At 69.7% G+C, this 24,991-nt stretch carries 24 protein-coding genes, 1 tRNA gene and 1 pseudogene; 15 read left to right on the top strand and 11 right to left on the bottom strand.

Features of this window, described 5'->3' with window-relative positions:
• Positions 1–33: 33 nt before the first annotated feature.
• From G6N30_RS04600 to G6N30_RS04590, 3 genes are read left to right on the top strand one after another with little or no spacing between them, the layout of a single operon-like run.
• Entirely contained in the window at positions 34–711 is a 678-nt protein-coding gene (locus G6N30_RS04600; protein WP_134060677.1) for an HAD hydrolase-like protein, read from the top strand.
• The gene (locus tag G6N30_RS04595; RefSeq protein WP_134060678.1) at positions 704–1,204 is read left to right on the top strand and encodes a low molecular weight protein-tyrosine-phosphatase; all 501 of its coding nucleotides are present in this window, start codon (positions 704–706) and stop codon (positions 1,202–1,204) included. The genes G6N30_RS04600 and G6N30_RS04595 overlap by 8 nt, the downstream gene beginning before the upstream one ends.
• A complete protein-coding gene (locus tag G6N30_RS04590; protein WP_234880356.1) occupies positions 1,204–2,028 on the top strand; it encodes an SURF1 family cytochrome oxidase biogenesis protein in 825 nt (274 codons plus the stop codon). The genes G6N30_RS04595 and G6N30_RS04590 overlap by 1 nt, the downstream gene beginning before the upstream one ends.
• Here G6N30_RS04590 and G6N30_RS04585 read toward each other — a convergent pair.
• Positions 1,988–2,956, bottom strand: a pseudogene (locus G6N30_RS04585) (cobalamin biosynthesis protein); the annotation flags it as partial. The gene G6N30_RS04590 and the pseudogene G6N30_RS04585 overlap by 41 nt on opposite strands.
• Before the next feature lie 64 nt (positions 2,957–3,020).
• Here G6N30_RS04585 and G6N30_RS04580 point away from each other — a divergent pair.
• Positions 3,021–3,419 (top strand): VOC family protein, encoded by a 399-nt coding sequence (locus G6N30_RS04580; RefSeq protein WP_134060680.1) that lies wholly within the window; start codon positions 3,021–3,023, stop codon positions 3,417–3,419.
• A gap of 187 nt (positions 3,420–3,606) precedes the next feature.
• The gene (locus tag G6N30_RS04575) at positions 3,607–4,002 is read left to right on the top strand and encodes a nuclear transport factor 2 family protein (protein WP_134060681.1); all 396 of its coding nucleotides are present in this window, start codon (positions 3,607–3,609) and stop codon (positions 4,000–4,002) included.
• Positions 4,003–4,018: 16 nt separating this feature from the next.
• On the opposite strand, the gene G6N30_RS04570 is transcribed toward G6N30_RS04575, so the two are convergent.
• From G6N30_RS04570 to G6N30_RS04555, 4 genes are all read right to left on the bottom strand, one after another.
• Positions 4,019–4,093 (bottom strand) — tRNA-Val (locus G6N30_RS04570).
• A gap of 47 nt (positions 4,094–4,140) precedes the next feature.
• A complete protein-coding gene (locus tag G6N30_RS04565) occupies positions 4,141–4,605 on the bottom strand; it encodes a peroxiredoxin (protein ID WP_134060682.1) in 465 nt (154 codons plus the stop codon).
• Positions 4,602–5,027 carry a DUF3052 domain-containing protein gene (locus G6N30_RS04560; protein ID WP_134060683.1) on the bottom strand — a complete coding sequence of 142 codons (426 nt, stop codon included), beginning with the start codon at positions 5,025–5,027 and terminating at the stop codon, positions 4,602–4,604. The genes G6N30_RS04565 and G6N30_RS04560 overlap by 4 nt, the downstream gene beginning before the upstream one ends.
• A 117-nt stretch (positions 5,028–5,144) precedes the next feature.
• Positions 5,145–5,645: an Rv2240c family protein gene (locus tag G6N30_RS04555; RefSeq protein WP_134060736.1), complete on the bottom strand. Its 501-nt coding sequence runs from the start codon at positions 5,643–5,645 to the stop codon at positions 5,145–5,147.
• 248 nt (positions 5,646–5,893) lie between these two features.
• Here G6N30_RS04555 and aceE point away from each other — a divergent pair, with 248 nt between their 5' ends.
• The 8 genes from aceE (at position 5,894) to G6N30_RS04515 (ending at position 16,038) form a co-directional block, all read left to right on the top strand.
• On the top strand, positions 5,894–8,683 hold the full coding sequence (gene aceE, locus G6N30_RS04550; protein ID WP_134060684.1) for a pyruvate dehydrogenase (acetyl-transferring), homodimeric type: 2,790 nt from the start codon (positions 5,894–5,896) through the stop codon (positions 8,681–8,683).
• Between the two features lie 58 nt (positions 8,684–8,741).
• Positions 8,742–10,028, top strand: coding sequence for a PucR family transcriptional regulator (locus G6N30_RS04545; protein WP_134060685.1), 1,287 nt, complete (start codon positions 8,742–8,744; stop codon positions 10,026–10,028).
• A gap of 128 nt (positions 10,029–10,156) precedes the next feature.
• Complete coding sequence (locus G6N30_RS04540; RefSeq protein ID WP_134060686.1) at positions 10,157–11,095, top strand: ACP S-malonyltransferase; 939 nt, start codon at positions 10,157–10,159, stop codon at positions 11,093–11,095.
• Positions 11,096–11,186: 91 nt separating this feature from the next.
• Positions 11,187–11,480 (top strand): meromycolate extension acyl carrier protein AcpM, encoded by a 294-nt coding sequence (gene acpM / locus G6N30_RS04535; protein ID WP_011560748.1) that lies wholly within the window; start codon positions 11,187–11,189, stop codon positions 11,478–11,480.
• The gene (gene kasA / locus G6N30_RS04530) at positions 11,477–12,727 is read left to right on the top strand and encodes a 3-oxoacyl-ACP synthase KasA (protein WP_134060687.1); all 1,251 of its coding nucleotides are present in this window, start codon (positions 11,477–11,479) and stop codon (positions 12,725–12,727) included. The genes acpM and kasA overlap by 4 nt, the downstream gene beginning before the upstream one ends.
• A 37-nt stretch (positions 12,728–12,764) precedes the next feature.
• Positions 12,765–14,018: a 3-oxoacyl-ACP synthase KasB gene (kasB, locus tag G6N30_RS04525; RefSeq protein ID WP_134060688.1), complete on the top strand. Its 1,254-nt coding sequence runs from the start codon at positions 12,765–12,767 to the stop codon at positions 14,016–14,018.
• Between the two features lie 56 nt (positions 14,019–14,074).
• On the top strand, positions 14,075–15,496 hold the full coding sequence (locus G6N30_RS04520; RefSeq protein WP_134060689.1) for an acyl-CoA carboxylase subunit beta: 1,422 nt from the start codon (positions 14,075–14,077) through the stop codon (positions 15,494–15,496).
• A 197-nt stretch (positions 15,497–15,693) separates the two neighbouring features.
• Positions 15,694–16,038, top strand: coding sequence for a hemophore-related protein (locus tag G6N30_RS04515; protein WP_234880357.1), 345 nt, complete (start codon positions 15,694–15,696; stop codon positions 16,036–16,038).
• A 7-nt stretch (positions 16,039–16,045) separates the two neighbouring features.
• Here the strand turns inward: G6N30_RS04515 and G6N30_RS04510 are convergent, their stop codons facing one another.
• Genes G6N30_RS04510 through G6N30_RS04495 form a run of 4 tightly spaced genes read right to left on the bottom strand, consistent with a single transcriptional unit; the run spans position 16,046 to position 20,909 of the window.
• The gene (locus G6N30_RS04510; protein ID WP_134060691.1) at positions 16,046–16,924 is read right to left on the bottom strand and encodes a universal stress protein; all 879 of its coding nucleotides are present in this window, start codon (positions 16,922–16,924) and stop codon (positions 16,046–16,048) included.
• A complete protein-coding gene (locus G6N30_RS04505) occupies positions 16,921–18,741 on the bottom strand; it encodes an amino acid permease (RefSeq protein ID WP_134060692.1) in 1,821 nt (606 codons plus the stop codon). The genes G6N30_RS04510 and G6N30_RS04505 overlap by 4 nt, the downstream gene beginning before the upstream one ends.
• A gap of 33 nt (positions 18,742–18,774) precedes the next feature.
• On the bottom strand, positions 18,775–20,331 hold the full coding sequence (locus G6N30_RS04500) for a glycerol-3-phosphate dehydrogenase/oxidase (RefSeq protein ID WP_134060693.1): 1,557 nt from the start codon (positions 20,329–20,331) through the stop codon (positions 18,775–18,777).
• Positions 20,328–20,909 carry a TetR/AcrR family transcriptional regulator gene (locus G6N30_RS04495; protein WP_134060694.1) on the bottom strand — a complete coding sequence of 194 codons (582 nt, stop codon included), beginning with the start codon at positions 20,907–20,909 and terminating at the stop codon, positions 20,328–20,330. The genes G6N30_RS04500 and G6N30_RS04495 overlap by 4 nt, the downstream gene beginning before the upstream one ends.
• Positions 20,910–20,968: 59 nt before the next feature.
• Between G6N30_RS04495 and G6N30_RS04490 the strand changes: the two genes are divergently transcribed.
• A complete protein-coding gene (locus G6N30_RS04490; protein WP_134060737.1) occupies positions 20,969–22,558 on the top strand; it encodes an FAD-binding oxidoreductase in 1,590 nt (529 codons plus the stop codon).
• Complete coding sequence (locus tag G6N30_RS04485; RefSeq protein WP_134060695.1) at positions 22,555–23,469, top strand: diacylglycerol kinase; 915 nt, start codon at positions 22,555–22,557, stop codon at positions 23,467–23,469. Before G6N30_RS04490 ends, G6N30_RS04485 begins: the two co-directional genes overlap by 4 nt.
• A 71-nt stretch (positions 23,470–23,540) precedes the next feature.
• Here the strand turns inward: G6N30_RS04485 and G6N30_RS04480 are convergent, their stop codons facing one another.
• Entirely contained in the window at positions 23,541–24,053 is a 513-nt protein-coding gene (locus G6N30_RS04480; protein WP_134060696.1) for a DUF3145 domain-containing protein, read from the bottom strand.
• A 107-nt stretch (positions 24,054–24,160) separates the two neighbouring features.
• Positions 24,161–24,985: a serine hydrolase domain-containing protein gene (locus G6N30_RS04475; protein ID WP_163687400.1), complete on the bottom strand. Its 825-nt coding sequence runs from the start codon at positions 24,983–24,985 to the stop codon at positions 24,161–24,163.
• Positions 24,986–24,991: the final 6 nt, after the last annotated feature.

Below are 24,991 nucleotides of genomic sequence, written 5' to 3'. Positions count from 1 at the left end.
GAACGACCCCGGGACGTCGGGGAGAATGGACCTGTGACCGACACGCTGGACCGTTCCACCGCCACCCGCCCGCAGCTGGTGTTGTTCGACCTCGACGGCACGCTGACCGATTCGGCGCAGGGCATCGTGGCCAGCTTCCGGCATGCGCTGGGCGAGGTCGGGGCGCCGGTGCCCGACGGCGACCTCGTCAGCCGCATCGTCGGTCCGCCCATGCACCACACGCTGCGCTCGCTCGGTCTGGGCGAGCGGGCCGACGAGGCGATCGCGGCCTACCGGGCCGACTACACCTCCCGCGGCTGGTCGATGAACCGCACGTTCGACGGCATCCCCGCCCTGCTGACCGACCTACAGTCCGCGGGCGTCCGCCTCGCGGTGGCCACGTCGAAGGCCGAACCGACGGCGCAGCGCATCCTGGCCCACTTCGGCCTCGACGGCTTCTTCGAGGTCATCGCCGGCGCCAGCCCGGACGGCACCCGCGCGGCCAAGGCCGACGTCGTCGCGTCCGCGCTGGCCCGCCTCGAACCGCTGCCCGACCGGGTGGTGATGGTCGGCGACCGGCGCCACGACGTCGAGGGCGCCGCCGCCCACGGCATCGACACCGTGGTGGTCGGCTGGGGTTACGGCCGCGCCGACTTCGCCGAACCCGGCCCGATGCCGGTGCTCGCGCACGTCGAGACGGTGGCCGACCTGCGGGAGGTGCTCGGTGTCTGAGTCGGGCCCGCTGCACATCACGTTCGTCTGCTCCGGCAACATCTGCCGCTCCCCGATGGCCGAGAAGATGTTCGCCCACCAGATCGCCGAACGCGGACTGTCCGGGGCGGTACGGGTGAGCAGCGCGGGGACGGGCGGCTGGCATGCCGGTGACCCCGCCGACGCGCGCGCCGTCCACGTGCTGCGCGCCCACGGCTACCCCACCACCCACGAGGCCGCCCAGGTCGACGACGACCACCTGTCCGCCGATCTCGTCGTCGCGCTGGGCCGCAACCACGTGCGGATGCTGACCGAACTGGGCGTGCCGGCGGGGCGGCTGCGCATGCTGCGCTCGTTCGATCCGCGCTCCGCGGCGCACCCACTGGACGTCGAGGATCCGTATTACGGCACCCAGGACGACTTCGAGGACGTCTTCGCCGTGATCGAAGCGGCACTGCCGGGCCTGCACGACTGGGTGGACGAACAACTCGCGACACGGGGGCTCGCGAGCTGATGAAGCGCTGGGCGTTCCTGTTGCGGCCGGCGTGGCTCGCGCTGTTCGTGGTGGTGCTCGCCTTCGCCTACCTGTGCTTCACCGTGCTGGCGCCGTGGCAGCTGGGGAAGAACACCAAGACCTCCCGGGAGAACGACCAGATCGCGCGCTCGGTGACCGCCGAACCCGTGCCGGTGACCGACGTGCTCCCCCGGCAGGATTCGGCCGCACCGGACGAACAGTGGCAGCGGGTCACCGCGACCGGGCGGTACCTGCCGCAGGCGCAGGTGCTGGCGCGGCTGCGGGTGATCGACGGCGACCCGGCGTACGAGGTGCTGGTGCCGTTCGCCGTCGACGGCGGCCCGACCGTGCTGGTGGACCGTGGCTACGTCAAACCCGAACGGGGCACCGACGTGCCGCCGATCGAGCCGGCCCCCACCGAGACCGTGACCATCACCGCGCGGCTGCGCGACGCCGAACCCGTCCCGCCGGGCAAGGAGCCGTTGCGGGAGAACGGCATTCCGCAGGTGTACGCGATCAACCCCGGACAGATCTCGGCCGTGACCGGCGTCCCGCTGGCCGGTTCCTATCTGCAGCTCGTCGAGGATCAGCCGGGCGGGCTCGGCGTCATCGGGCTACCCCATCTGGACGCGGGCCCGTTCCTGTCGTACGGGATCCAGTGGATCGCGTTCGGCATCATCGCCCCGATCGGCCTGGGCTACTTCATCTACGCCGAGATCCGCCAGCGCCGACGCGACAAGGCCGCCGCGGACGCCGCCGCCGATTCCAAGGCACCCGCGACGCCCGAGGACAAGCTCGCCGACCGCTACGGCCGGCGGCGCTGACCGCGACCGCCAGCACCGCGGCCGCGATCTGCACCGCACGCGAGAGCCGCACCGCGCGCCGCAGATCACCCACGACGGGGCCCCGTCCGTCGCCCAGCGTCGGCCGGATCTCCAATTCGTGGGCGTACTGCGTCGGTCCGCCCAGCCGCACCCCGAGCGCACCGGCGAACGCGGCCTCGGCCACCCCCGCGTTCGGGCTGGGATGCCTGCGGGCGTCGCGGCGCCACGCCCGCAGCACGGCGGCCGGTGACCCGCCCACCAGCGGTGCGCAGAGCGCCGTGAGCGCACCGGTCACCCGGGCCGGCAGGTAGTTCAGTACGTCGTCGAATCTCGCTGCGGCCCAGCCGAAGCGGAGGTAGCGCGGGGATCGGTTGCCGATCATCGCGTCCAGGGTGTTCGCCCCGCGGTACACCAGCAGGCCGGGAACGCCGGCGATGGCCGCCCACACCATGGGCGCCACCTGAGCGTCGGAAGTGTTCTCGGCGATGGATTCCGCGGCCGCGCGGGTCAGCCCTTCGGCGTCGAGTACGGACGGATCGCGCCCGCACAGTGACGGCAGCAGTGCGCGGCCGGCCTCGATGTCGGCGTCCTCGAGCAGATCCGACAGGTGCGCGCCGACCCGGCACAGCGACGTGCCCCCAGCGGCGACGAACGTGGCGGCGGCGGTGAGCGCGGCGGTGGCCGCCGGACCGCGGCGGGCCGCGGCCTGTTCGGCGGCGATTCCCCCGACCGCCAGCGCGGTGAGCAGGACACCGGTGTGCGCCGTCCCGGCCCACCGGGAGTCGGCGTATCCGATGCGCTCCAACGTCGCTGCGGCGCGGCCGAACCCGGCCACCGGATGGCCGCGGCGGGGATCACCCAGCAGGGCATCGGCCAGCATGCCGACGGCGATTCCGGCGGCGCGGGCGCGCGGATTCGGCGAAATCACCCCGGGAGCGTCTCACACGGTGTTTTCTCGAAGTCGACCCCCATGACGGGACGAAGGTGGAGCCATGAACGTCAACGGAATCAACCACGTCGCCGTCACGGTGCGTGACCTTCAGGTGAGCGGACCGTGGTACCGCGCACTGTTCGGCACCGAACCCGTGCTCGACGAGCACACCGACGCCGGTTTCCACCACCTGGTGTGGGCGTTCGGCGACGGCACGCTGTTCGGCATCCATCAGCACGACCGGCGCGCCGGCGAAACGGATTTCAGCGAATTGGAGCCGGGCCTCGACCATGTCGGGTTCGGCTGCGCCGACCGGGCCGAACTCGAGCAGTGGGTGGGCCGCCTCGACGAGCTCGGCGTCTCGCACGGCGGTATCGTCGATGCCGCCTACGGGTCGGGGCTGAGTTTCCGTGACCCGGACGGGGTGGCGCTCGAGTTCTTCGCACCGCCGTCCCGTTAGCCGTCCCGTCAGCCGTTGCGGCACAACTTCATTGAAAGCGCTCATAACACCGATTACCTGCGGTCCGCACCCTTCCGTCGTCGCCGCGACAGGTCGACAATCGACGTGGCGGCGTTGGTCTGACCGCCTCCTGTATCCGGCCCGGCCAGCACAGCCATTCCATGGGAAGGCACGAAAGGGTACGGCCATGTCGGAACAGGAACAGAACATCGAGGTCATCAAGAAGGGTTACGACGCCTTCGCGTCCGGCGACATCGAGACCGTCATGAGCCTCTTCGACGACAACGTCGAATGGGTGCATCCGGGCAACAGCACGATCAGCGGCACCTATCACGGCAAGGGTGAGGTCGGCGCCTACCTGGCCAAGATGGCCGAGAAGGACTTGGATGTCCGGGCGACACGGCTGATCGCCGACGGGGACACAGTCATCGCGTTGACCGACATCTCGGTCGCCGGTGAACGGAGCAAGGACGCCGATGTGTTCACCGTGCGCGACGGCAAAACCGTACGCGTGGAGATCTACGGCGACACCGCACTGATGGAACGGGTGTACGGCACGAAGCAGTCCGCGGCGGCGCAGTAGGTCCGGTCGCGAGCGATGGTGGGCGTGGACGGTATCGAACCGCCGACCGCTGGTGTGTAAAACCAGAGCTCTACCACTGAGCTACACGCCCCGTTGCCGGGCAGGCTACCTGGCGGCGCGCCGCAGGCGGAAATCGCCTCAGGGCGAGCGCAGCGCCGCCAGGGCGTCGGTCCACAGCGCCTGATCGCGCGCCTCGCCGGGCCCCTTCATCTCCGAGAACCGCACGATGCCCGACCGGTCCACCACGAAGGTGCCCCGGTTGGCGATGCCCGCGTCGGCGTTGAACACCCCGTAGGCCTGGGCGACCGCGCCGTGCGGCCAGAAGTCCGACAGCACCGGGAACGTGAACCCGCTCTGGGTGGCCCACACCTTGTGGGTGGGCGGCGGGCCGACGGAGATCGCCAGCGTCACCGTGTCGTCGTTCTCGTAGCTGGGCAGGTTGTCCCGGATCTCGTCGAGCTCACCCTGGCAGATGCCGGTGAACGCGAGCGGGAAGAACACCAGCAACACGTTCTTCTCGCCGCGAAAGCCGCTCAGCGTGACGGGTTGACCGTTCTGGTCCTTGAGCGTGAAGTCGGGCGCCTCGGCGCCTGCCTCGATCACCTGCGCCCCGCGGCCTTCGACTTGGGCTGCACCAGCCGGCTGGCGATCCAGTCACCGAGATTCGCCGACGACGTCTGCATCAGACCCGCAGTGGGCGCCGACTCGGCGATGTCCGCCGGCTGCACGTGCCCGGGTTTGCCGGTCTTCGGGGTCACCACCCAGATCACGCCGTCGTCGGCCAACGGGGTGATGGCGTCCATCAGCGCGTCCACCAGGTCACCGTCGTCGTCGCGCCACCACATCAGCACGACGTCGATGACCTCATCGGCGTCCTCGTCGAGCAGCTCACCGCCGCACGCGTCCTCGATATCGGCCCGGATGTCGTCGTCGACGTCCTCGTCCCAGCCCAGTTCCTGCACAACCTGATCGTTTTCGATGCCCAGTCGTTGGGCGTAGTTCGGGGCGTCTGCCGCCGCGACCACCGTCGGTCCTCCTTCTGCCCGCTGTCCGTCATCCGGCCAGGTGCCCGAGTCGAGATTCTGTAGAGCCCTATCGTTGCACGTGCCCCACTGGTTACGTGCGGCCGCTGCCCCGGTTCGTCAATATGACGCGTCGCACAGTTCGAGCGCGACCTCCCTGGAATCGTTCAGCCGGGTCACCGCGGCGTTGAATTCGTCGGGCCCGGCATCGCGGGTGATCGTGCCTGCGACATCGCGGGCCGCCCCCACCCAGGCGTTCAGCGCATCGCGCAGTTCGGGTGAGAGCACATCGGAGATCCCGGTGCTGACCAGGTCGGCGCTGATGTTGAGCGAGTCGACGGCCGGTCCGGCACGCGCCGCCACCTCAGCGGTGTTCTCGTTGACCGCGTCGACGTAGGCGTTGACCGCGTTGATCGCGTCCACGCTGGAACTGCTCAGGTCCTCGCACGAGGTGTGGATGGCCGCGGTGGTCAGCGACTCCTGGCGTTTGGACTCCCGGGCGCTCGACTGCGCGATCGACTCCTCGATCGAGGCCGACACCGAGGCGCGGTAGACCGGCGCGGCCTCGCGGTCGACCTGGCCGTTGCCCGAGGTCACGGAGGTGCAGCCGACGATGATCATGGCGGCCGCGGCCAGCGCGCCGAGGATCCGGGCAACCGCCTGCAGTCGCCTCCCCCGGCGCCGTCCACCGATCAGCACGATCTGCAGACGTTACCGGTACACGGGCCGGATCGCGGGTTCATTGGGACACCCACCCCCAGCAGTGCGGCCGCGACGCGATGAGGGAAGGATGGAGGTGTCGCGCGCGTGAGGGGTCACAAACTCCCCACGGGTGTGACGTACCGATACCGCCTGACAAGGAGCGGAAGTTGACCACCGAGTTCGTGCGCCAGGATCTGGCCCAAAACTCCTCTACTGCAGCCGAACACGACCGTGTCCGGGTGATTCGAGAGGGTGTTGCATCGTATCTGCCCGATATCGACCCGGATGAGACCGGCGAGTGGCTGGAGTCCTTCGACCAGCTGCTCGAACGTTCCGGCCCGGCTCGCGCCCGCTATCTGCTGTTGCGGTTGCTCGAGCGCTCCGGCGAGCAACGGGTGGCGATACCCGCGCTCACGTCGACCGACTATGTGAACACGATCCCGACCGAACTCGAGCCGTGGTTCCCCGGCGACGAGGACGTCGAGCGCCGCTACCGGGCATGGATCCGGTGGAACGCCGCGATCATGGTGCACCGCGCGCAGCGCCCGGGAGTCGGTGTGGGCGGCCACATTTCGACCTACGCCTCCTCGGCCGCGCTGTACGAGGTCGGCTTCAACCACTTCTTCCGGGGCAAGAGCCACTCCGGCGGCGGCGACCAGGTGTTCATCCAGGGACACGCCTCCCCCGGCATCTACGCCCGCGCCTACCTCGAGGGCCGGCTGACCGCCGACCAGCTCGACGGCTTCCGCCAGGAGCACAGCCATCCGGGCGGCGGGATCCCGTCCTACCCGCACCCGCGCCTGATGCCGGACTTCTGGGAGTTCCCCACGGTGTCGATGGGCCTGGGCCCGATGAACGCGATCTACCAGGCCCGGTTCAACCACTATCTGCACGACCGCGGCATCAAGGACACCTCCGATCAGCACGTGTGGGCGTTCCTCGGCGACGGTGAGATGGACGAGCCGGAGAGCCGCGGCCTGATTCAGGTGGCGGCCAACGAGGCGCTGGACAACCTGACGTTCGTCATCAACTGCAACCTGCAGCGCCTCGACGGCCCGGTGCGCGGCAACGGCAAGATCATCCAGGAGCTGGAGTCGTTCTTCCGCGGCGCCGGCTGGAACGTCATCAAGGTGGTGTGGGGCCGCGAGTGGGATGCGCTGCTGCACGCCGACCGCGACGGCGCGTTGGTCAACCTGATGAACACCACGCCCGACGGTGACTACCAGACCTACAAGGCCAACGACGGCGGCTACGTGCGCGACCACTTCTTCGGCCGCGACCCGCGCACCAAGGCGCTGGTGCAGAACATGTCCGACGCCGAGATCTGGAACCTCAAGCGCGGCGGGCACGACTACCGCAAGGTCTACGCGGCCTACCGCGCCGCGATGGAGCACAAGGGCCAGCCGACGGTCATCCTCGCCAAGACCATCAAGGGCTACACGCTGGGCAAGCACTTCGAGGGCCGCAACGCCACCCATCAGATGAAAAAGCTTGCGCTGCAGGATCTCAAGGACTTCCGCGACGCGCAGCGAATCCCGGTCAGCGACAGCGCCCTCGAGGAGAACCCCTACCTGCCCCCGTACTATCACCCGGGGCCGGAGGCGCCCGAGATCCGCTACATGCTCGACCGCAGGCGGGCGCTGGGCGGTTTCGTGCCGGAACGCCGCACCAAGTCCAGGGCGCTCACCCTGCCGGCGAGCGACGCCTACAAGGCGCTCAAGAAGGGTTCGGGCAAGCAGGAGGTCGCCACCACGATGGCGACGGTCCGCACGTTCAAGGAGATCCTGCGCGACAAGAACATCGGTCACCGCATCGTGCCGATCATCCCCGACGAGGCCCGCACGTTCGGGATGGACTCGTGGTTCCCGAACCTCAAGATCTACAACCGCAACGGGCAGCTGTACACCTCCGTCGACGCCGAACTGATGCTGGCCTACCGGGAGAGCGACGTCGGCCAGATCCTGCACGAGGGGATCAACGAGGCCGGTTCGGTCGGCACGTTCATCGCCGCGGGCACGTCGTACGCCACGCACAACGAGCCGATGATCCCGATCTACATCTTCTATTCGATGTTCGGGTTCCAGCGCACGGGTGACAGCTTCTGGGCGGCCGCCGATCAGATGGCGCGCGGCTTCGTGCTGGGTGCGACGGCCGGGCGCACCACGCTGGTCGGTGAGGGTCTGCAGCACGCCGACGGCCACTCGCTGCTGCTGGCGTCGACCAACCCGGCGGTGGTGGCCTACGACCCGGCGTTCGCCTACGAGATCGCGCACATCATCGAGAGCGGTCTGCACCGGATGTACGGCGAGAACCCGGAGAACGTCTACTTCTACATCACCATCTACAACGAGCCCTACGTCCAGCCCGCACAGCCGGAGGACCTCGACGTCGAGGGTCTGCTGCGTGGGATCTACCGGTACCGGGCCGCCGCGGAGAAGAAGTCGAACACCGCGCAGATCCTGGTGTCCGGCGTGGCGATGCCCTCAGCGCTCAAGGCGGCCGAACTGCTGGCCGAGGAGTGGGACGTCGCGGCCGACGTGTGGTCGGTGACCAGCTGGAACGAGCTCAACCGCGACGGTGTCGCGGTCGAGAAGCAACTGCTGCGCCACCCGGACCAGCCGGCGGGCACGCCGTACGTCACCCAGGCGCTGGCCGATGCGGCCGGACCGGTCGTGGCGGTCTCGGACTGGATGAGGGCGGTGCCCGAGCAGATCCGGCCGTGGGTGCCGGGCACCTACATCACGCTGGGCACCGACGGCTTCGGGTTCTCCGACACGCGGCCCGCCGCGCGCCGCTACTTCAACACCGACGCCGAATCGATCGTGGTGGCGGTGCTCGAGGGGCTGGCCCGCGACGGCAACATCGACATCTCGGTGGCCGTCGAGGCGGCCCGCCGCTACGAGATCGACGATGTGCTGGCGGCGCCGGAGCAGACCTCGGATCCGGGGGTGGCCTGAGCATCCCCCGGGGGCGGGCTTGGAGAGTTCCGCCAGATTCTTGGCGTAGCTTTTAGGGATGCCTGACAATCGGTACGTCCCGCCGGCGTCGACGGTCGAGGTGCTGCAGACGGTGCCGGACTCCGTCCTGCGCCGGTTGAAGCAGTACTCCGGGCGGTTGGCCACCGAAGCGGTGGCCTCGATGCAGGACCGGTTGCCGTTCTTCGCCGGGCTGGAGGCCTCCCAGCGCGCCAGCGTGCACTTGGTGGTGCAGACGGCGGTGGTCAACTTCGTCGAGTGGATGCGCAATCCGCAGAGCAACGTCAGCTACACCGCGCAGGCCTTCGAGGTCGTCCCGCAGGATCTGACGCGCCGCATCGCGCTGCGCCAGACGGTGGAGATGGTGCGCACCACGATGGAGTTCTTCGAGGAGGCGGTCCCGCTGCTGGCCCGTTCCGACGAACAGGTCACGGCGCTGACCGCGGGCATCCTGCGGTACAGCCGCGACCTGGCGTTCGCCGCGGCCTCGGCCTACGCCGATGCGGCCGAGGCACGCGGCGCGTGGGATACCCGGATGGAGGCCAACGTCGTCGACGCGGTGGTCCGCGGGGACGTCGGCCCGGAACTGCAGTCCCAGGCGGCCACGCTCAACTGGGACGCCACCGCGCCGGCCACCGTGATCGTCGGGCTGCCCCACCCCGACCGCATCGACCTGGCGTCCGACGACGTCCGCGATGTGGTGACCCGCAACGACCGGGCGGCGCTGTCCGACGTCCACGGCACCTGGCTGGTGGCGATCGTCTCCGGTCCGCTGTCGGCCACCGACCGCTTCCTCAAGGAGCTGCTGGCGGTGTTCGCCGACGGGCCGGTGGTCGTCGGGCCCACCGCGCCGACGCTGTCGGCGGCCCACTTGTCCGCGACCGAGGCCATCGCGGGGATGAACGCGGTGGCCGGCTGGAGCGGTGCCCCGCGGCCGGTCTCGGCCCGCGAACTGCTGCCCGAACGCGCCCTGCTCGGCGACGCGACCGCCATCGCGGCGCTGGAGGCGGAGGTGATGCGCCCCCTGGGCGACGCCGGTCCGGCGCTGAGCGAGACGCTCGACGCCTACCTGGACGCCGGCGGCGCCATCGAGGCGTGTGCACGTCAATTGTTCGTTCATCCAAATACCGTGCGGTACCGGCTGAAACGCATCGCCGACTTCACCGGTCGCGACCCCACGCTGCCCCGCGACGCGTACGTCCTGCGGGTGGCCTCGACCGTCGGCCGGCTCCACCGCCAAATCGCCCAGTCCAGCCGGTCCGGGGGGTCATCGGCGCAGGTCCCGGCGGTGCGGCCGCCCAGTCCGATCTTCTACCGGACGGTATGACATGTCGCGGGGCGGTCTCGGTGGAGTCGCATCACATGCCGTTTTGTGGAGTAGCTACAAAAACATAAGACGAGGTTCATAATCTCTTACACGGCGCGAAGTCGACTTCACAGTGTTCTCTTAGAGACGTGCCTCAATCGCATACCCAGATCGCGCTGCTCGCGCCCGGCCAGGGTTCTCAGACGCCCGGGATGCTCGAGCCGTGGCTGCAGCTTCCCGGCGCCGCCGAGCGCCTGGCGACATGGTCACAGATCAGCGGCCTGGACCTCGCCCGGCTGGGCACCACCGCCGACGCCGAGGAGATCACCGACACCGCGGTGACCCAGCCGCTCGTCGTGGCCGCGACGCTGCTGGCCCACGAGGAATCCGCCCGACGCGCCCTCTTCGGCGGCACCGACGTCGTCGTCGCCGGCCACTCCGTCGGTGAGATCGCCGCCTACGCCATCGCCGGCGTCATCTCCGCCGACGACGCGATCAAGCTGGCCGCCACCCGCGGCGCCGAGATGGCCAAGGCCTGCGCGCTGGAGCCGACCGGCATGGCCGCCGTCCTCGGCGGTGACGAGGCCGAGGTGCTCGCCCGTCTCGAGGCGCTCGACCTGGTGCCGGCCAACCGCAACGCCGCCGGCCAGATCGTCGCGGCCGGTGCGGTGTCCGCGTTGGACAAGCTCGCCGAGGATCCGCCGGCCAAGGCCCGCGTCCGCAAGCTGGCCACCGCGGGAGCCTTCCACACCGCCTACATGGCCTCCGCGCTCGAGGGCTACGAGGCCGCCGCGCGCGCCGTGGCCACCGCCGAGCCGACCGCGACGCTGCTGTCGAACGCCGACGGACAGCCGGTAGCCTCGGCGGCGGACGCGATCGACAAGCTCGTCGCCCAGCTGACCCGACCCGTGCGCTGGGATCTCTGCACCGCAACGATGCGGCAGCGCTTCGAGAACGCCGAGAATGCCGCGATCGTGGAATTCCCGCCCGCGGGCACACTCGTCGGCATCGCCAAACGCGAACTCCGGGGGGTGCCGACGCACGCCGTCAAGTCCCCCGCTGACCTGGACGGGCTCACCTCGCTGTAACCCGCCGGGACAACCGCATATCGATCGTTGAATCCGAGAAGTTCTCCGCTTTCGCGGAGGCGTGTTCACCACCCATATAGAAGGAGCCACCGTGCCCGCCACTCAGGAAGAAATCATCGCCGGCCTCGCCGAGATCATCGAAGAGGTCACCGGTATCGAGCCGTCCGAGGTCACCCCGGAGAAGTCGTTCGTCGACGACCTGGACATCGACTCGCTGTCGATGGTGGAGATCGCGGTGCAGACCGAGGACAAGTACGGCGTGAAGATCCCCGACGAGGACCTCGCCGGTCTGCGCACCGTGGGCGACGTGGTCGCCTACATCCAGAAGCTCGAGGAAGAGAACCCCGAGGCTGCCGCCGCGCTGCGCGATAAGTTCTCGCAGTGACCAGGCCTTCCACTGCTAACGGCGGTTTCCCGAGCGTCGTGGTGACCGCCGTCGAGGCCACCACGTCGCTCGCCGCGGACATCGAGAGCACGTGGAAGGGCCTGCTGGCTGGCGAGAGCGGCATCCGCGTTCTCGAGGACGAGTTCGTCACCAAGTGGGACCTGCCCGTGCGGATCGGCGGTCATCTGGTCGACAACGTCGACGACCACATGACCCGCATCGACATGCGTCGTATGTCCTACGTGCAGCGCATGTCGAAGCTGCTCTCCGGCCGGCTCTGGGAGACCGCGGGTAAGCCCGAGGTCGATCCGGACCGGTTCGCCGTGATCATCGGCACGGGTCTGGGCGGCGGCGAGAAGATCGTCGAGACCTACGACGCGATGAACGAGGGCGGACCCCGCAAGGTGTCCCCGCTCGCAGTGCAGATGATCATGCCCAACGGTGCGGCGGCCGTCGCCGGTCTCGAACTGGGCGCCCGCGCCGGGGTCATCACCCCGGTGTCGGCGTGCTCGTCGGGGTCCGAGGCGATCGCCCACGGTTGGCGCCAGATCGTTATGGGTGACGCGGACTTCGCCGTCGTCGGCGGCGTGGAAGGCGGCATCGAGGCGCTGCCGATCGCGGCGTTCTCGATGATGCGCGCCATGTCGACCCGCAATGACGATCCCGCCGGCGCGTCCCGCCCGTTCGACAAGAACCGGGACGGCTTCGTGTTCGGTGAGGCCGGCGCGATGATGATCATCGAGACCGAGGAGCATGCCTTGGCCCGTGGGGCCAAGCCGCTGGCGCGTCTGATGGGCGCGGGTATCACCAGCGATGCGTTCCACATGGTCGCTCCGGCGGCCGACGGTCTGCGTGCCGGTCAGGCGATGAAGCGTGCCATGGAGACCGCGGGGCTCGAACCCAAGGACATCAACCATGTCAACGCCCACGCCACCGCCACCCCGATCGGTGACACGGCCGAGGCCAACGCCATCCGTGCCGCCGGTGTGGAGCACGCTGCGGTCTACGCGCCGAAGTCGGCGCTCGGCCACTCCATCGGCGCGGTGGGTGCGCTCGAGTCGATCCTGACGGTGCTCGCCCTCCGTGACGGCGTCATTCCGCCGACACTGAACTACGAGACGCCGGATCCCGAGATCGATCTCGATGTCGTTGCGGGCGAGCCACGGTATGGCGACTACAAGTACGCCATCAACAACTCGTTCGGGTTCGGCGGCCACAATGTGGCCTTGGCGTTCGGTCGTTACTGAGTAACGCACGGCCCACGGAAGGATCAACGGAGCAGTAATGGCACGGTTGGCTACGGGGAACGGCTTCCCCAACGTGGTGGTCACTGGTGTTGCCATGACCACCGCGTTGGCTACCGACGCGGAGACCACCTGGCAGCGTCTCCTCGACGGCCAGAGCGGAATCCGCCGACTCGACGATCCGTTCGTCGAGGAGTACGACCTGCCGGTCAAGATCGGTGGCCATCTGCTGGAGGACTTCGACAGTGAGCTGACGCGCGTCGAGCTGCGTCGGCTGTCGTACCTGCAGAAGATGTCGACGGTGCTGGGCCGGCGGGTCTGGGACAACGCCGGAAATCCCGAGGTCGATCCGCGCCGGCTGATGGTGTCGATCGGCACCGGCATGGGTTCCACCGAGGAACTCGTGTTCAGCTACGACGGCATGCGGGCCAAGGGGCTCAAGGCGGTCTCTCCGCTGGCCGTGCAGATGTACATGCCCAACGCGGCCGCTGCCGCGGTGGGTCTGGAGCGCAAGGCCCGGGCCGGGGTCATCACCCCGGTCTCGGCCTGCGCCTCCGGTTCGGAAGGCATCGCCCAGGCATGGCGCAACATCGTGCTGGGCGAAGCCGACATCGCGATCTGCGGTGGTGTCGAGACCCGGATCGAGGCCGTGCCGATCGCCGGATTCGCGCAGATGCGGATCGTGCTGTCGACCACCAACGACGATCCGGCGGGCGCCTGCCGCCCATTCGACAAGGACCGCAACGGCTTCGTGTTCGGCGAGGCCGGCGCGCTCATGGTCATCGAAACCGAGGAGCACGCCAAGGCGCGGGGCGCGAACATCCTCGCCCGCATCATGGGCGCGAGCGTCACCTCGGACGGCTACCACATCGTGGCGCCGGACCCCAACGGTGAGCAGGCGGGATGGGCGATGACCCGCGCCATCCAGCAGGCCGGTCTGCAACCGTCCGACATCGACCACGTCAACGCGCACGCCACCGGCACCAGTGTCGGCGACGTCGCCGAGGGCAAGGCGATCAACAGGGCGATGGGCGGCCACAAGCCCGCGGTCTACGCGCCCAAGGGTGCGCTCGGCCACTCGGTCGGCGCCGTCGGCGCGGTCGAATCGATCCTGACGGTGCTGGCGCTCAAGAACGGCGTCATCCCGCCCACCCTCAACCTGAAGAACCTGGATCCGGAGATCGACCTCGACGTGGTCGCAGGCTCTCCCCGGCCCGGTAACTACCAGTACGCCATCAACAATTCGTTCGGATTCGGTGGGCACAACGTCGCGCTCGCTTTCGGGAAGTACTGACACACACAGCTTCTCGACAGTCAGCTGACATCGGAACGGGCACTAGGAGGATTTAGATGACGATCATGGCCCCCGAGGCTGTCGACGAATCGCTCGACCCGCGCGACCCCCTGCTGCGGCTGAAGACGTTCTTCGACGACGGCACCGTCGAGCTGCTGCACGAGCGCGACCGCTCCGGCGTTCTCGCCGCGGCAGGCACGGTCAACGGCGTGCGCAGCGTCGCGTTCTGCACCGACGGGACCGTGATGGGTGGCGCCATGGGCGTCGAGGGCTGCCGCCACATCGTCAACGCCTACGACACCGCGATCGAGGAGCAGAGCCCGATCATCGGGATCTGGCACTCCGGCGGTGCCCGCCTCGCCGAGGGCGTAAAGGCACTGCACGCGGTCGGCCTGGTGTTCGAGGCCATGATCCGGGCCTCCGGCTACATCCCCCAGATCTCTGTGGTGGTCGGCTTCGCCGCAGGCGGCGCCGCATACGGTCCCGCGCTGACCGACGTCATCGTGATGGCCCCCGACAGCAAGGTCTTCGTCACCGGGCCCGACGTGGTGCGCAGCGTGACCGGCGAGGACGTCGACATGGTCTCGCTCGGCGGCCCCGAAGCGCACCACAAGAAGTCCGGTGTCTGCCACATCGTCGCCAACGACGAGCTCGACGCCTACGAGCGCGGCCGCCGCCTCGTCGGGTTGTTCTGCCAGCAGGGTCATTTCGACCGCACCAAGGCCGAGGCCCAGGACAGCGACCTCGCGGCGCTGCTGCCGGCGTCGGCACGGCGCGCCTACGACGTGCACCCGCTGATCACCGCGCTGCTCGACGACGGTGTGCCGTTCGAGGAGTTCCAGGGCAAGTGGGCGCCGTCGATGGTGGTCGGTCTCGGCCGGCTGTCCGGGCGCACCGTCGGCGTGCTGGCCAACAACCCGCTGCGCCTCGGCGGCTGCCTGAACTCCGAAAGCGCCGAGAAAGCAGCACGTTTCGTGCGACTGTGCGACGCGTTCGGCATCCCGCTGGTCGTCGTGGTCGACGTGCCCGGGTACCTGCCCGGCGTCGACCAGGAATGGGGCGGCGTGGTGCGCCGCGGCGCCAAGCTGCTGCACGCGTTCGGTGAGGCCACCGTCCCGCGCGTCACGCTGGTCACCCGCAAGATCTACGGCGGCGCCTACATCGCGATGAACTCGCGGTCGTTGGGTGCGACGAAGGTGTTCGCCTGGCCGGACGCCGAGGTCGCGGTCATGGGTGCCAAGGCCGCCGTCGGCATCCTGCACAAGAAGAAGCTGGCCGCCGCCGCCCCCGAAGACCGCGAGGCGCTGCACGAGGAACTGGCCGCCGAGCACGAGCGCATCGCCGGCGGGGTGGATTCCGCGATCGAGATCGGCGTGGTGGACGAGAAGATCGACCCGGCCCACACTCGCAGCAAGCTGACCCAGGCGCTCGCTGAGGCACCCGCCCGTCGCGGCCGTCACAAGAACATCCCGCTGTAGGCAGACCGCGCAGAACACCCCCGCAGAGATCCCCGGCCGCCGTTTGGCGTGCCGGGGATTTTCTCGTCTGCCCAGAAGCGGGCCGCGTTGGGCGTAGCGTGGCCAGTGGTGTCGGGGAGAGGTCACCACCAAGATCGAGGGGTTCGATTATGTACACACCTGGCATCGCCGTGCGCCGCGGATTCGGGGGCGCAGTCGTGGGCGGGGCTCTCCTGGGACTCGCCGCCGCCACCATCGCCCTGCCGACGGCCGCCGCCCAGCCCCAGTGCACCGCAGCGGCACTGAGCAGCGCGCTGGGCACCGTCTCCGCGCAGACCGGCCAATACCTGAGCAGCCATCCCGGCGCGAACGACGCCGTGACCAATGCCGGCGGGCAGGGAGCCGGAGGCGAGGCCGCCATCCGGAATTACTTCGTCGCCCACCCGCAGGAATGGGCCGACCTGCAGCGGATCGCACAACCGCTGCGGGCCTTGCGGCAGCAGTGCCAGGTCGACGTGGCACCGGCCGACATCGCGCGGTTGTACGACGCGATGGCGTCCTAGCCCAGAGTCAGCGCTTCGGGACGATCATCACCGGAACGGGGCTGTGCCGCAGGATCTTTGCCGCAGCCGAGCCGAGGAACACCTGAGCGCTCGGCCCCGCCGCACCCGATCCCAGCAGCAGCAGATCGCCGGGCTCCCAGGCCACGTTCTCGACCGCTTCGCGCCAGTCGTGGGATACGCCGACGACGACGTCGACGTCCGGGGTGGCGATGCGGGCGCGGATGTCGTCGAGCTGTCTGGTCACCTCTTCTTCGGTGCGCTTCGACCACTGTTCGACGACCAGGGACTCGGCGGACGGTTCGAAGGACCCGCCGAACACCGCGACCGGGCGCACCGAGAACGACGCGATGCGCAGCCGCACCGACCACCGCACGGCGAGCTCGACCGCGGTCTCGATCAATCGGACGGCGTCGGCGTGTCCGCCGTAGGCGACGGTCAGGCGGCGGATCGGCTCGCGGCTCGTCGGATAACCGCGCGGGGCGATCGCCACCGGGACCGCCGCGGTGTGCACGAGGCGGTCGGTGACGCTGCCCAGGGCGACACGGCCGAGCAGACCCGAGGAGGAGGAACCCACGACGACCGCTTCGGCGCGGTGGTGGGTCGCCAGTTCGGTCAGGCCCTCCGGGACCGATGCCGACTTGTGGACGACCACCGAGGTCTCCACGTCGCCGGACATCTCCCCGACCACCCGCTCGAGCGACGTGCGCACCTGCAGGGTGAGGTAGTGCAGGTACTCCTTCTCGACCGGGTCGTCGCGAGGCGGCCACGGCCGCTCCACGATCGCCGCGGCGATGATCCGGTCGAACGTGCACCGGGCGAGTTCGGCGGCCAGGTGCAGCGGTGCACTGCCCTGGCGGCTGGCGCTGAACCCGGCGACGATCGTCATGGTGTGGGGGCGGCTTCGACCGTGGTGGCGACCACGTGGGTCACGGGCACCTTGTGTTGTGCGCGGGCGCGGTCGACGACGTCGAAGCGTTGCCACACCGACTGTTCGGGCGGCAGTGTCGAGACCACGATCTGGTCGGGCTCGAACTCCTCGACGGCCTCGGACAGCGCCCGCAGCGGCCGGTAGTCCCCGAGTCTTCCCTCAGCGCTGAAATCGTGGCCGCGCAACGTTTCCAGCGTGTGTTCGAGGCGTTCCGACGCGGCTCGCTGGGTGGCCTCCTCGACGTCGAGGGGACCGTGGGTGGCCGCCGTCCCGGTCTCGATCGGGCTGACCGGCACCACGACGTAGAAGGTGGTCTCGCGGTCCACGCCGATGCGGTGCAGTTCCTCGAGCAGCTCGGCGGAGTCCACGGTCTGGTTGGCCAGCACCACCACGCGGTGCGGCTTCCCCGTGCCGGAGACGTCCGGGGCGGTCGGCCGCCGCTTGAGGAACATCTTGTTCGCGAAGTAGAGCAGCAGCACCACCGCCCACGACAACAGGCTCAGCACCAGCTGCGAGCGCAGCGCGTCGTCGATGAACATCTGCACCAGGATCGCCACGATGCCCAGGGCGGTCAGCACCGACAGCACCGGGAACAGCCACATCTTCACCTTCAGCCGGGAATCCGGTGTGCGGCGGCGCAATACGATCTCCGAGACCGCGATCAGCAGGTAGACGAACAGGATGATCGCGCCGCTGGAGTTGAGCAGGAACGCGAAGATCGTGTCCGGCGAGACCGCCGCGGCGATCACGCACAGGAAACCGACCACCGACGACGCGAGGATGGCGATGGCCGGCACTCCCCTGCGGGTCACCCGCACCAGTTGCGGTGGCGCCTCCCGCCGCGCTGCGAGGACGAAGAGCATCCGCGACGCGGTGTACATGCCGGAATTCAGACAGCTCAGCACGGCCGTGAGCACCACGGCGTTCATCACGTGGTCGGCGTAGGGGATGCCCATCTCGGTGAACGCCGCGACGAACGGCGATGCGGCGATGCCCTCGTCGTTCCACGGAAGGATCGTGACCAGCAGCAGCGCCGACCCCACGTAGAACAGCAGGATGCGCACGATCACCGAGTTCGCGGCCTTGGCGACCGCCCGTTCGGGATCGGCGGACTCCGCGGCGGCGATCGTCGCGATCTCGGCGCCCACCATCGAGAAGATCACCGTCACGATCCCCACGGTGATCACGCTGAAGCCCATCGGCATGAAGCCGCCGTGGTCGGTGAGGTTCGAGAAGTCGGCGTCCTTGCCCGGCCACAACCCCAGCACGAAGAGCGCGCCGAGCGCGATGAACGCCAGGATGGCGGCGACCTTGATGCCGGCGAACCAGAACTCGAATTCGCCATAGGACTTCACGGAGAACAGGTTGGTCGCCGTCATCAGGATCATGAAGACCAGCGCGGACGCCCACAGCGGGACGTCGACCCAGTACTGGATGATCTTGGCGCCGGCGATCGCCTCGAATCCGACCACGATGACCCAGAAGTACCAGTAGAGCCAGCCGACGGAGAACCCCGCCCAGTTGCCCAGCGCGTTGCGCGAGTAGTCGGCGAACGAACCGGTGGACGGATTGGCCACCGCCATCTCGGCGAGCATCCGCATCACCATGATGATGAGCACACCGCTCATCGCGTAGGTGATGAAGGAGCCGGGACCGGTATCGGCGATCACCACTCCGGACCCCACGAAGAGTCCGGCGCCGATGACCCCGCCGATCGCGATCATCCGCAGTTGGCGCTGATTCAGCGCCTTCTTGAGGGTGGGTGCTGCTGTCATCAGCGACGAGTACCCAGATGTGAGCTGAGTCACTCAGTCGAGTGGGGCGACGAACTCCTCGGCCGCGGGCAGCGCCCGCTCGCGATCGGCGGCGACGAGCCCGATGCGGGTGCGGCGGTCGAGGATGTCCCCCACGGTCATCGCGCCCTCGTGGGAGACCGCGTACTCGAATTCGGCGCGGGTGACGTCGATCCCCTCGGCCACCGGCGCGGTCGGCCGCTCGCAGCGAGCCTGGGCGAGCACGTGGGGCGCCTCGGCGCCGTAGCGGGCGACCAGTGAGCCGGGCAGTTCGGCCTGCGCGCGCAGCGTCGACACCGGGTTGGCCGGCGCCCCCACCAACGGCAGGTTGCGGGTGCGGCAGGGTCCGGCGGACAGGCCGCGCAGCGCGATCGCCCGGTCGAGGACGTCCTGCGCCATGAACCGGTACTCGGTGAGTTTGCCGCCGATCACACTGATCACGCCCGACGGCGATTCGGTGACGGCGTGGTCGCGCGAGAGGTCGGCTGTGCTGCCCCCGCCGGTGTCGATCAACGGGCGCAGCCCGGCGTAGGCGCCCAGCACGTCGGCCTCGGTCAGCGCCGTCTCGAGCGCGGTGTTGACGGTGTCGAGCAGGAAGGCGACCTCCTGCGGACTCGGTTGGGGCACATCGGGTATCGGCCCGGGCGCCGCCTCGTCGGTCAGTCCCAGGTAGACCCGGCCGAGTTGTTCGGGCATCGCGAAGACGAAGCGGTTGAGCGCACCGGGAATCGGGATGGTCAGCGCGGCGGCTGGGTGGCCGAAGGCGGCGGCGTCGAACACCAGGTGTGTGCCGCGCGAGGGCCGCAGGCGCAGCGTGTCGTCGACGTCGGCGGCCCACACGCCCGCGGCGTTGACCACCGCGCGGGCCGTGACGTCGAAGGAGTCGCCACTGCACCGGTCGGTGAGCCGGACCGAGGTGGCCGTGGCGTGTGAGGCGCCGACCCGGGTGAGGATGCGTGCGCCGTGCTGGGCGGCGGTGCGGGCGACCGCGGTCACCAGCCGGGCGTCGTCGATCAGCTGACCGTCGTAGGCGAGGAACGCGCCGTCGAGCCCGTCGCGGCGGACGGCGGGGACGAGGTGGGCGGCGCGCTGCGCGGTGACCCGGCGTGAGCGGGGCAGCGTCGAGGCGGGCGTACCCGCCAACCGGCGCAGCCCGTCGCCGGCGAGGAAGCCGGCGCGGACCAGCGCCCGCGCCGAGGAGCCCATCTCGGGCAGCAGGGGCACCAGCTGTGGCATCGCGGATACGAGGTGAGGAGCGTTGCGGGTCATCAGGATTCCGCGTTCGATCGCGCTGCGCCTGGCGATCCCGACGTTGCCGCTGGCAAGGTAGCGCAACCCGCCGTGGACGAGTTTGGAGCTCCAGCGGCTGGTGCCGAACGCGAGATCGTGTTTCTCGACCAGCACCACCGACAGGCCGCGGCTCGCGGCGTCCAGTGCGATACCGGTGCCGGTGATGCCGCCGCCGATCACCACGACGTCGATGGCGGCGCCGGCGGCGAGGGCTTCCAGTTCCGCCCTGCGGCGGGCCGCGTTCAGCGCCGCGCGGCGGGCCGCCTCGGAGGTGGCGGTCACGGGCGCAGGTATCCGTTCAGCGAGTGCGCGAGTTCGGCCGAGAGGCTCTCGGCGTCGAGCAGCGGGGCCACCATCTGCGCGGACTGGATCGTGGACTGGGTGATCAGCAGGCACATCGCCGCGAGTTGGCGGGGCTCCCCGGGGCGGACGCTGCCGTCGTCCTGGGCGCTCCTGATCTCGCCTGCCAGCGCGTCGATGAGGATCTGCTGGCTGGTGCCGAGCCGTTCGGTGATGTAGACCATCGCCAGTTCCGGGGCGCTGTGGATCACCGACATCACGATCTCGTCGTTGCGCAGCTTCTCCCCCACCCGCACGATCCGGTCGACCAGCGATCGGCGGCCGACCCCGTCCCCGGGGGCGGCATCGAGCACGCCGGCGATGCGGGCGGTCAGCAGGGCGGCGAGAACCGCGTCGGTGTCGCGCCAGCGGCGGTAGATGGTGGGTCGGCTCACTCGCGCGCGGCGGGCGATCTCGGCGAGCGTCACCCGATTGACCCCGTACGCCACGACGCACGCCGCGGCGGCGTCGAGGATGCGCTCCTCCACCGACCGCGGAGCATCCTTACGGATTGACACCATGTGTAATACTGTAACGCATGTCAGGCCGATCCGACCATCCCGCCGACCTCCTTCCCCCCATGAAGTGGGATGCCTGGGGGGACGCGGCCGCCGCCAAACCGCTGTCCGACGGCATCCGGTCACTTCTCGAACAGGCACTCGGCGTCACCCGGGGAGTCCGAGGGGAGACGGCGCCGCTCGGCGTCGAGGACGTGACCGTCCGCCCGTCGGCGCTCTCCCGCGACGACCACGCGGCGTTGGCCGGCATCGTCGGCGAGCGGTACTGCCTGGTCGACGACGTCGGCCGGCTCCTGCACGCCGGCGGCAAGTCCACGCTCGACCTGCTGCGCCGGCGGGACCCCGCCCGGCAGGACGCACCGGACGCGGTGCTGATCCCGGCCGACGAGGGCCAGATCGCCGAGATCCTGCGATATTGCGGCGTGCACGGGATCGCCGTGGTGCCGTTCGGCGGGGGCACCAGCGTGGTGGGTGGGCTCGATCCGATCCGCGGCGACTTCGCGGCCGTGGTTTCGCTCGATCTGCGCCGGCTCGACGCGCTGCACTGGCTCGACGAGGTCTCCGGCGAGGCCGAACTCGGCGCGGGCGTCACCGGGCCGGACGCCGAACGCCTCCTGGGCGAACAGGGCTTCTCCCTCGGCCATTTCCCGCAGAGCTTCTGTTACGCCACGATCGGCGGATTCGCCGCGACGCGGTCGTCGGGGCAGGATTCGGCCGGCTACGGCCGCTTCGACGACATGGTGCGCGGGGTGCGTGCCGTCACCCCCGCCGGCGTCCTGGACGTCGGCCGCGCCCCGGCGTCGGCGGCCGGTCCGGACCTGCGTCAGCTGCTCGTCGGCTCGGAGGGCGTGTTCGGTGTCATCACCCGGGTGCGGCTGCGGGTGCACCCGATCCCCGAGGTCACGCGCTACGAGGCCTGGTCGTTCCCCGACTTCGCCACGGGCGCAACGGCTTTGCGCGCGGTGACCCAGACCGGCAGCGGGCCGACGGTGATCCGGCTGTCCGACGAGGCCGAGACCGCCGTCAACCTCGCCACCACCGAAACCATCGGCGAACAGACCATCACCGGCGGATGTCTGGCGGTGACGGTGTTCGAGGGCACCGCCGCCCACGCCGAGAGCAGGCACGCCGAGACCCGTGCGCTGCTGCTGGCACACGGCGGCGCCTCGCTGGGCGAGGAACCCGCCAAGGCGTGGGAGCACGGGCGGTTCGGGGCGCCGTATCTGCGTGATTCGCTGCTGTCCGCCGGCGCGCTGTGCGAGACACTCGAGACGGCGACCACGTGGTCGAACATCCCGGCCCTCAAAGCCGCGGTCACCCAGGCGCTCACCGATGCGCTCACCGCGTCGGGGACCTCGGCGCTGGTGCTGTGTCATATCTCGCACGTGTATCCGACCGGCGCGTCGCTGTACTTCACCGTCGTCGCCGCCCAGCGCGGCAACCCGATCGAGCAGTGGCGCACCGCCAAAGCCGCGGCGTCACAGGCGATCGTGCGTGCGGGCGGCACCATCACCCACCACCATGCGGTGGGCGCCGATCACCGGCCCTGGATGCGCGACGAGATCGGCGACCTCGGCGCCGAGATCCTGCGCGCGGTCAAGGCGGCGGTCGACCCGGCCGGAATCCTGAACCCGGGCAAGCTGATTCCATGACCCGGCAAGTGACGATCGGCCACGTCACGGTGCTGACGAATCCGTTGTCGGGCCACGGCAACGCACCGCACGCCGCCGAGCGCGCGGTCGCCCGCTTCCAGCAGCGCGGGGTCGATGTCTGCGCGATCGTCGGCACCGACGCCGCGCACGCGCGTCGCCTGGTCGACGACGCGCTGGCCGGCGGGACCGATGCGCTGGTCGTCGTCGGGGGTGACGGGGTGATCTCGCTGGCGCTGCAGTCCCTGGCCCGCGGCGACGTCCCGCTGGGCATCGTGCCCGCGGGCACCGGCAACGACCACGCCCGCGAATACCGCCTGCCCACAGGCGATCCCGAGGCGGCGGCCGATGTGGTCGTCGACGGGCACACCGAGACCGTCGACCTCGGCCGCATCGACGACGCGGCAGGCGGGCACAAGTGGTTCGGCACGGTGATGGCGGCCGGGTTCGATTCCCTGGTCAGCGACCGCACCAACCGGATGCGCTGGCCGCACGGCCGGATGCGCTACAACGTCGCGATGGTGGCCGAGCTGTCGAAGCTGCGGCTGCTGCCCTTCCGGCTGCGCTTCGACGACGGCGACGAGGTGCGCACCGAGCTCACGCTCGCCGCCTTCGGCAACACCCGGACCTACGGCGGCGGGATGCGGATCTGCCCGAACGCCGACCACGGCGACGGGCTGCTCGACGTCACGATGGTGCATTCCGCCTCGCGCACCCGGCTGGTCCGGTTGTTCCCCACGGTGTTCAAGGGCACGCACGTCGACCTCGACGAGGTGACCACCGCCCGCGCCCGCGTCATCGAGGTGGACTGTCCCGGCATCAACGCCTACGCCGACGGCGACTTCGCGTGCCCGCTGCCCGTCACCGTCTCAGCGGTGCCGCGCGCGCTGAAGATCCTGGTCCCCGCCTCATAACGCGAGCGTGCGTGTCTGCTCCGCGACACGCCGCCGGCAAGTGGCAGTTTGCGCACGCTCGCGCCCGTCGGCTACCCGACTCCGCGCGACAGCCAGCTGACCTCGGCGCCCGCGCCACCGTCCCGGTAGGGCTCCAGGGCCTCGTCCCACGCCGTGCCGAGCACGGTGTCGAGTTCGGCGGCCAGCACGTCGGCACCCGAGGCCATCAGTGCGCGCAACCGCATCTCGGTCACCATGATGTCGCCGTTGGCGCTCATCGGACCGCTCCACAGACCCAGCTGCGGGGTGTGGCACCAGCGGTGCCCGTCGACTCCCGGGCTCGGATCCTCGGTGACCTCGAACCGCAGCACCGACCAGGACCGCAGCGCGTTCGCCAGCTGCGCCCCGGTCCCCACCGGGCCCACCCAGTTCGTGACAGCACGAAGCTGCCCGGGCATGGCGGGCTGCGGGGTCCACTTCAAGTTGGCGCGCGCCGACAGGGTCGACGACAACGCCCACTCGACATGTGGGCACACCGCCGCGGGCGAGGCGTGCACGTACACCACGCCTGTCGTCGCGTCGGCGAACTGGTTCGACGCACGCATAGCTGCTCCTTCGGTTCCACGAGGGACGTCTTCCCCAAGCGGCCTGGCGAAACCGAATTACAACTGTGTCGTGCGTGTTTATTGTGCCTTGTGAGGCCTGTGTTGCGCTAGTGTGCCCCGAATTCTCTCAGGACTCCATCAGAGATCGTCGGCCAGCGCTCGTACGCCCAGTCGCCGAAATCGCGGTCGGCGAGTCCGACGAGCGCCAGGCCGGCGTCCGGATCCACCCACAAAAACGTCCCTGACTGGCCGAAATGCCCGAAAGTGCGCTTCGAGTTGCTCGACCCGGTCCAGTGCGGAGATTTGTCGTCGCGGATCTCGAAGCCCAGCCCCCAGTCGTTCGGGCGCTGCACGCCGAAGCCCGGCAGCACCCCGTCGACGCCCGGGAACTGGACGGTGATCGCCTCGTCGTGCATCTCCTGCGAGACCAACTGCGGCCGCAACAGGTCGGCGGCGAAAGCCGCCAGATCGGCGACGGTCGAGTACGCGCCGTACCCGGCGGCCTGCGCACCCCCGTCCAGCGTGCTGTCGCCCATGCCGAGTGGCTCGAACACCGCCTCGGCGAGATATCGGCCGAACTCGATGCCCGCCGCCCGCTCGATCGTCTCGGCGAGCACCCCGAACCCGTAATTGGAGTAGACGCGGCGTTCGCCGGGCTCGCACATCGTCTCGTCGGAGTTCATCGACAGCCCCGACGTGTGCGCGAGCAGGTGCCGCACGGTGGACCCGGGCGGCCCGGCCTCGGTGGCGAGTTCGACCACACCTTCCTCGACGGCGATCTGCGCGGCGCGCGCGGCCAGCGGTTTGGTCACCGACGCGAGCCGGAAGCGGTGCCGGAGGTCACCGTGTTCGGCCAGCACCCCGTCGGACCCGACCACCGCCGCGGCGGCGGTGTCGACCGGCCAGTCCGCGATCACGTCCAGCACGCCCATCGGGCA

Origin of the sequence: Mycolicibacterium litorale (assembly GCF_010731695.1) — a bacterium.
Classification (GTDB): Bacteria; Actinomycetota; Actinomycetes; order Mycobacteriales; family Mycobacteriaceae; genus Mycobacterium; species Mycobacterium litorale.
This window is presented reverse-complemented; position numbering and strand designations above follow the sequence as displayed.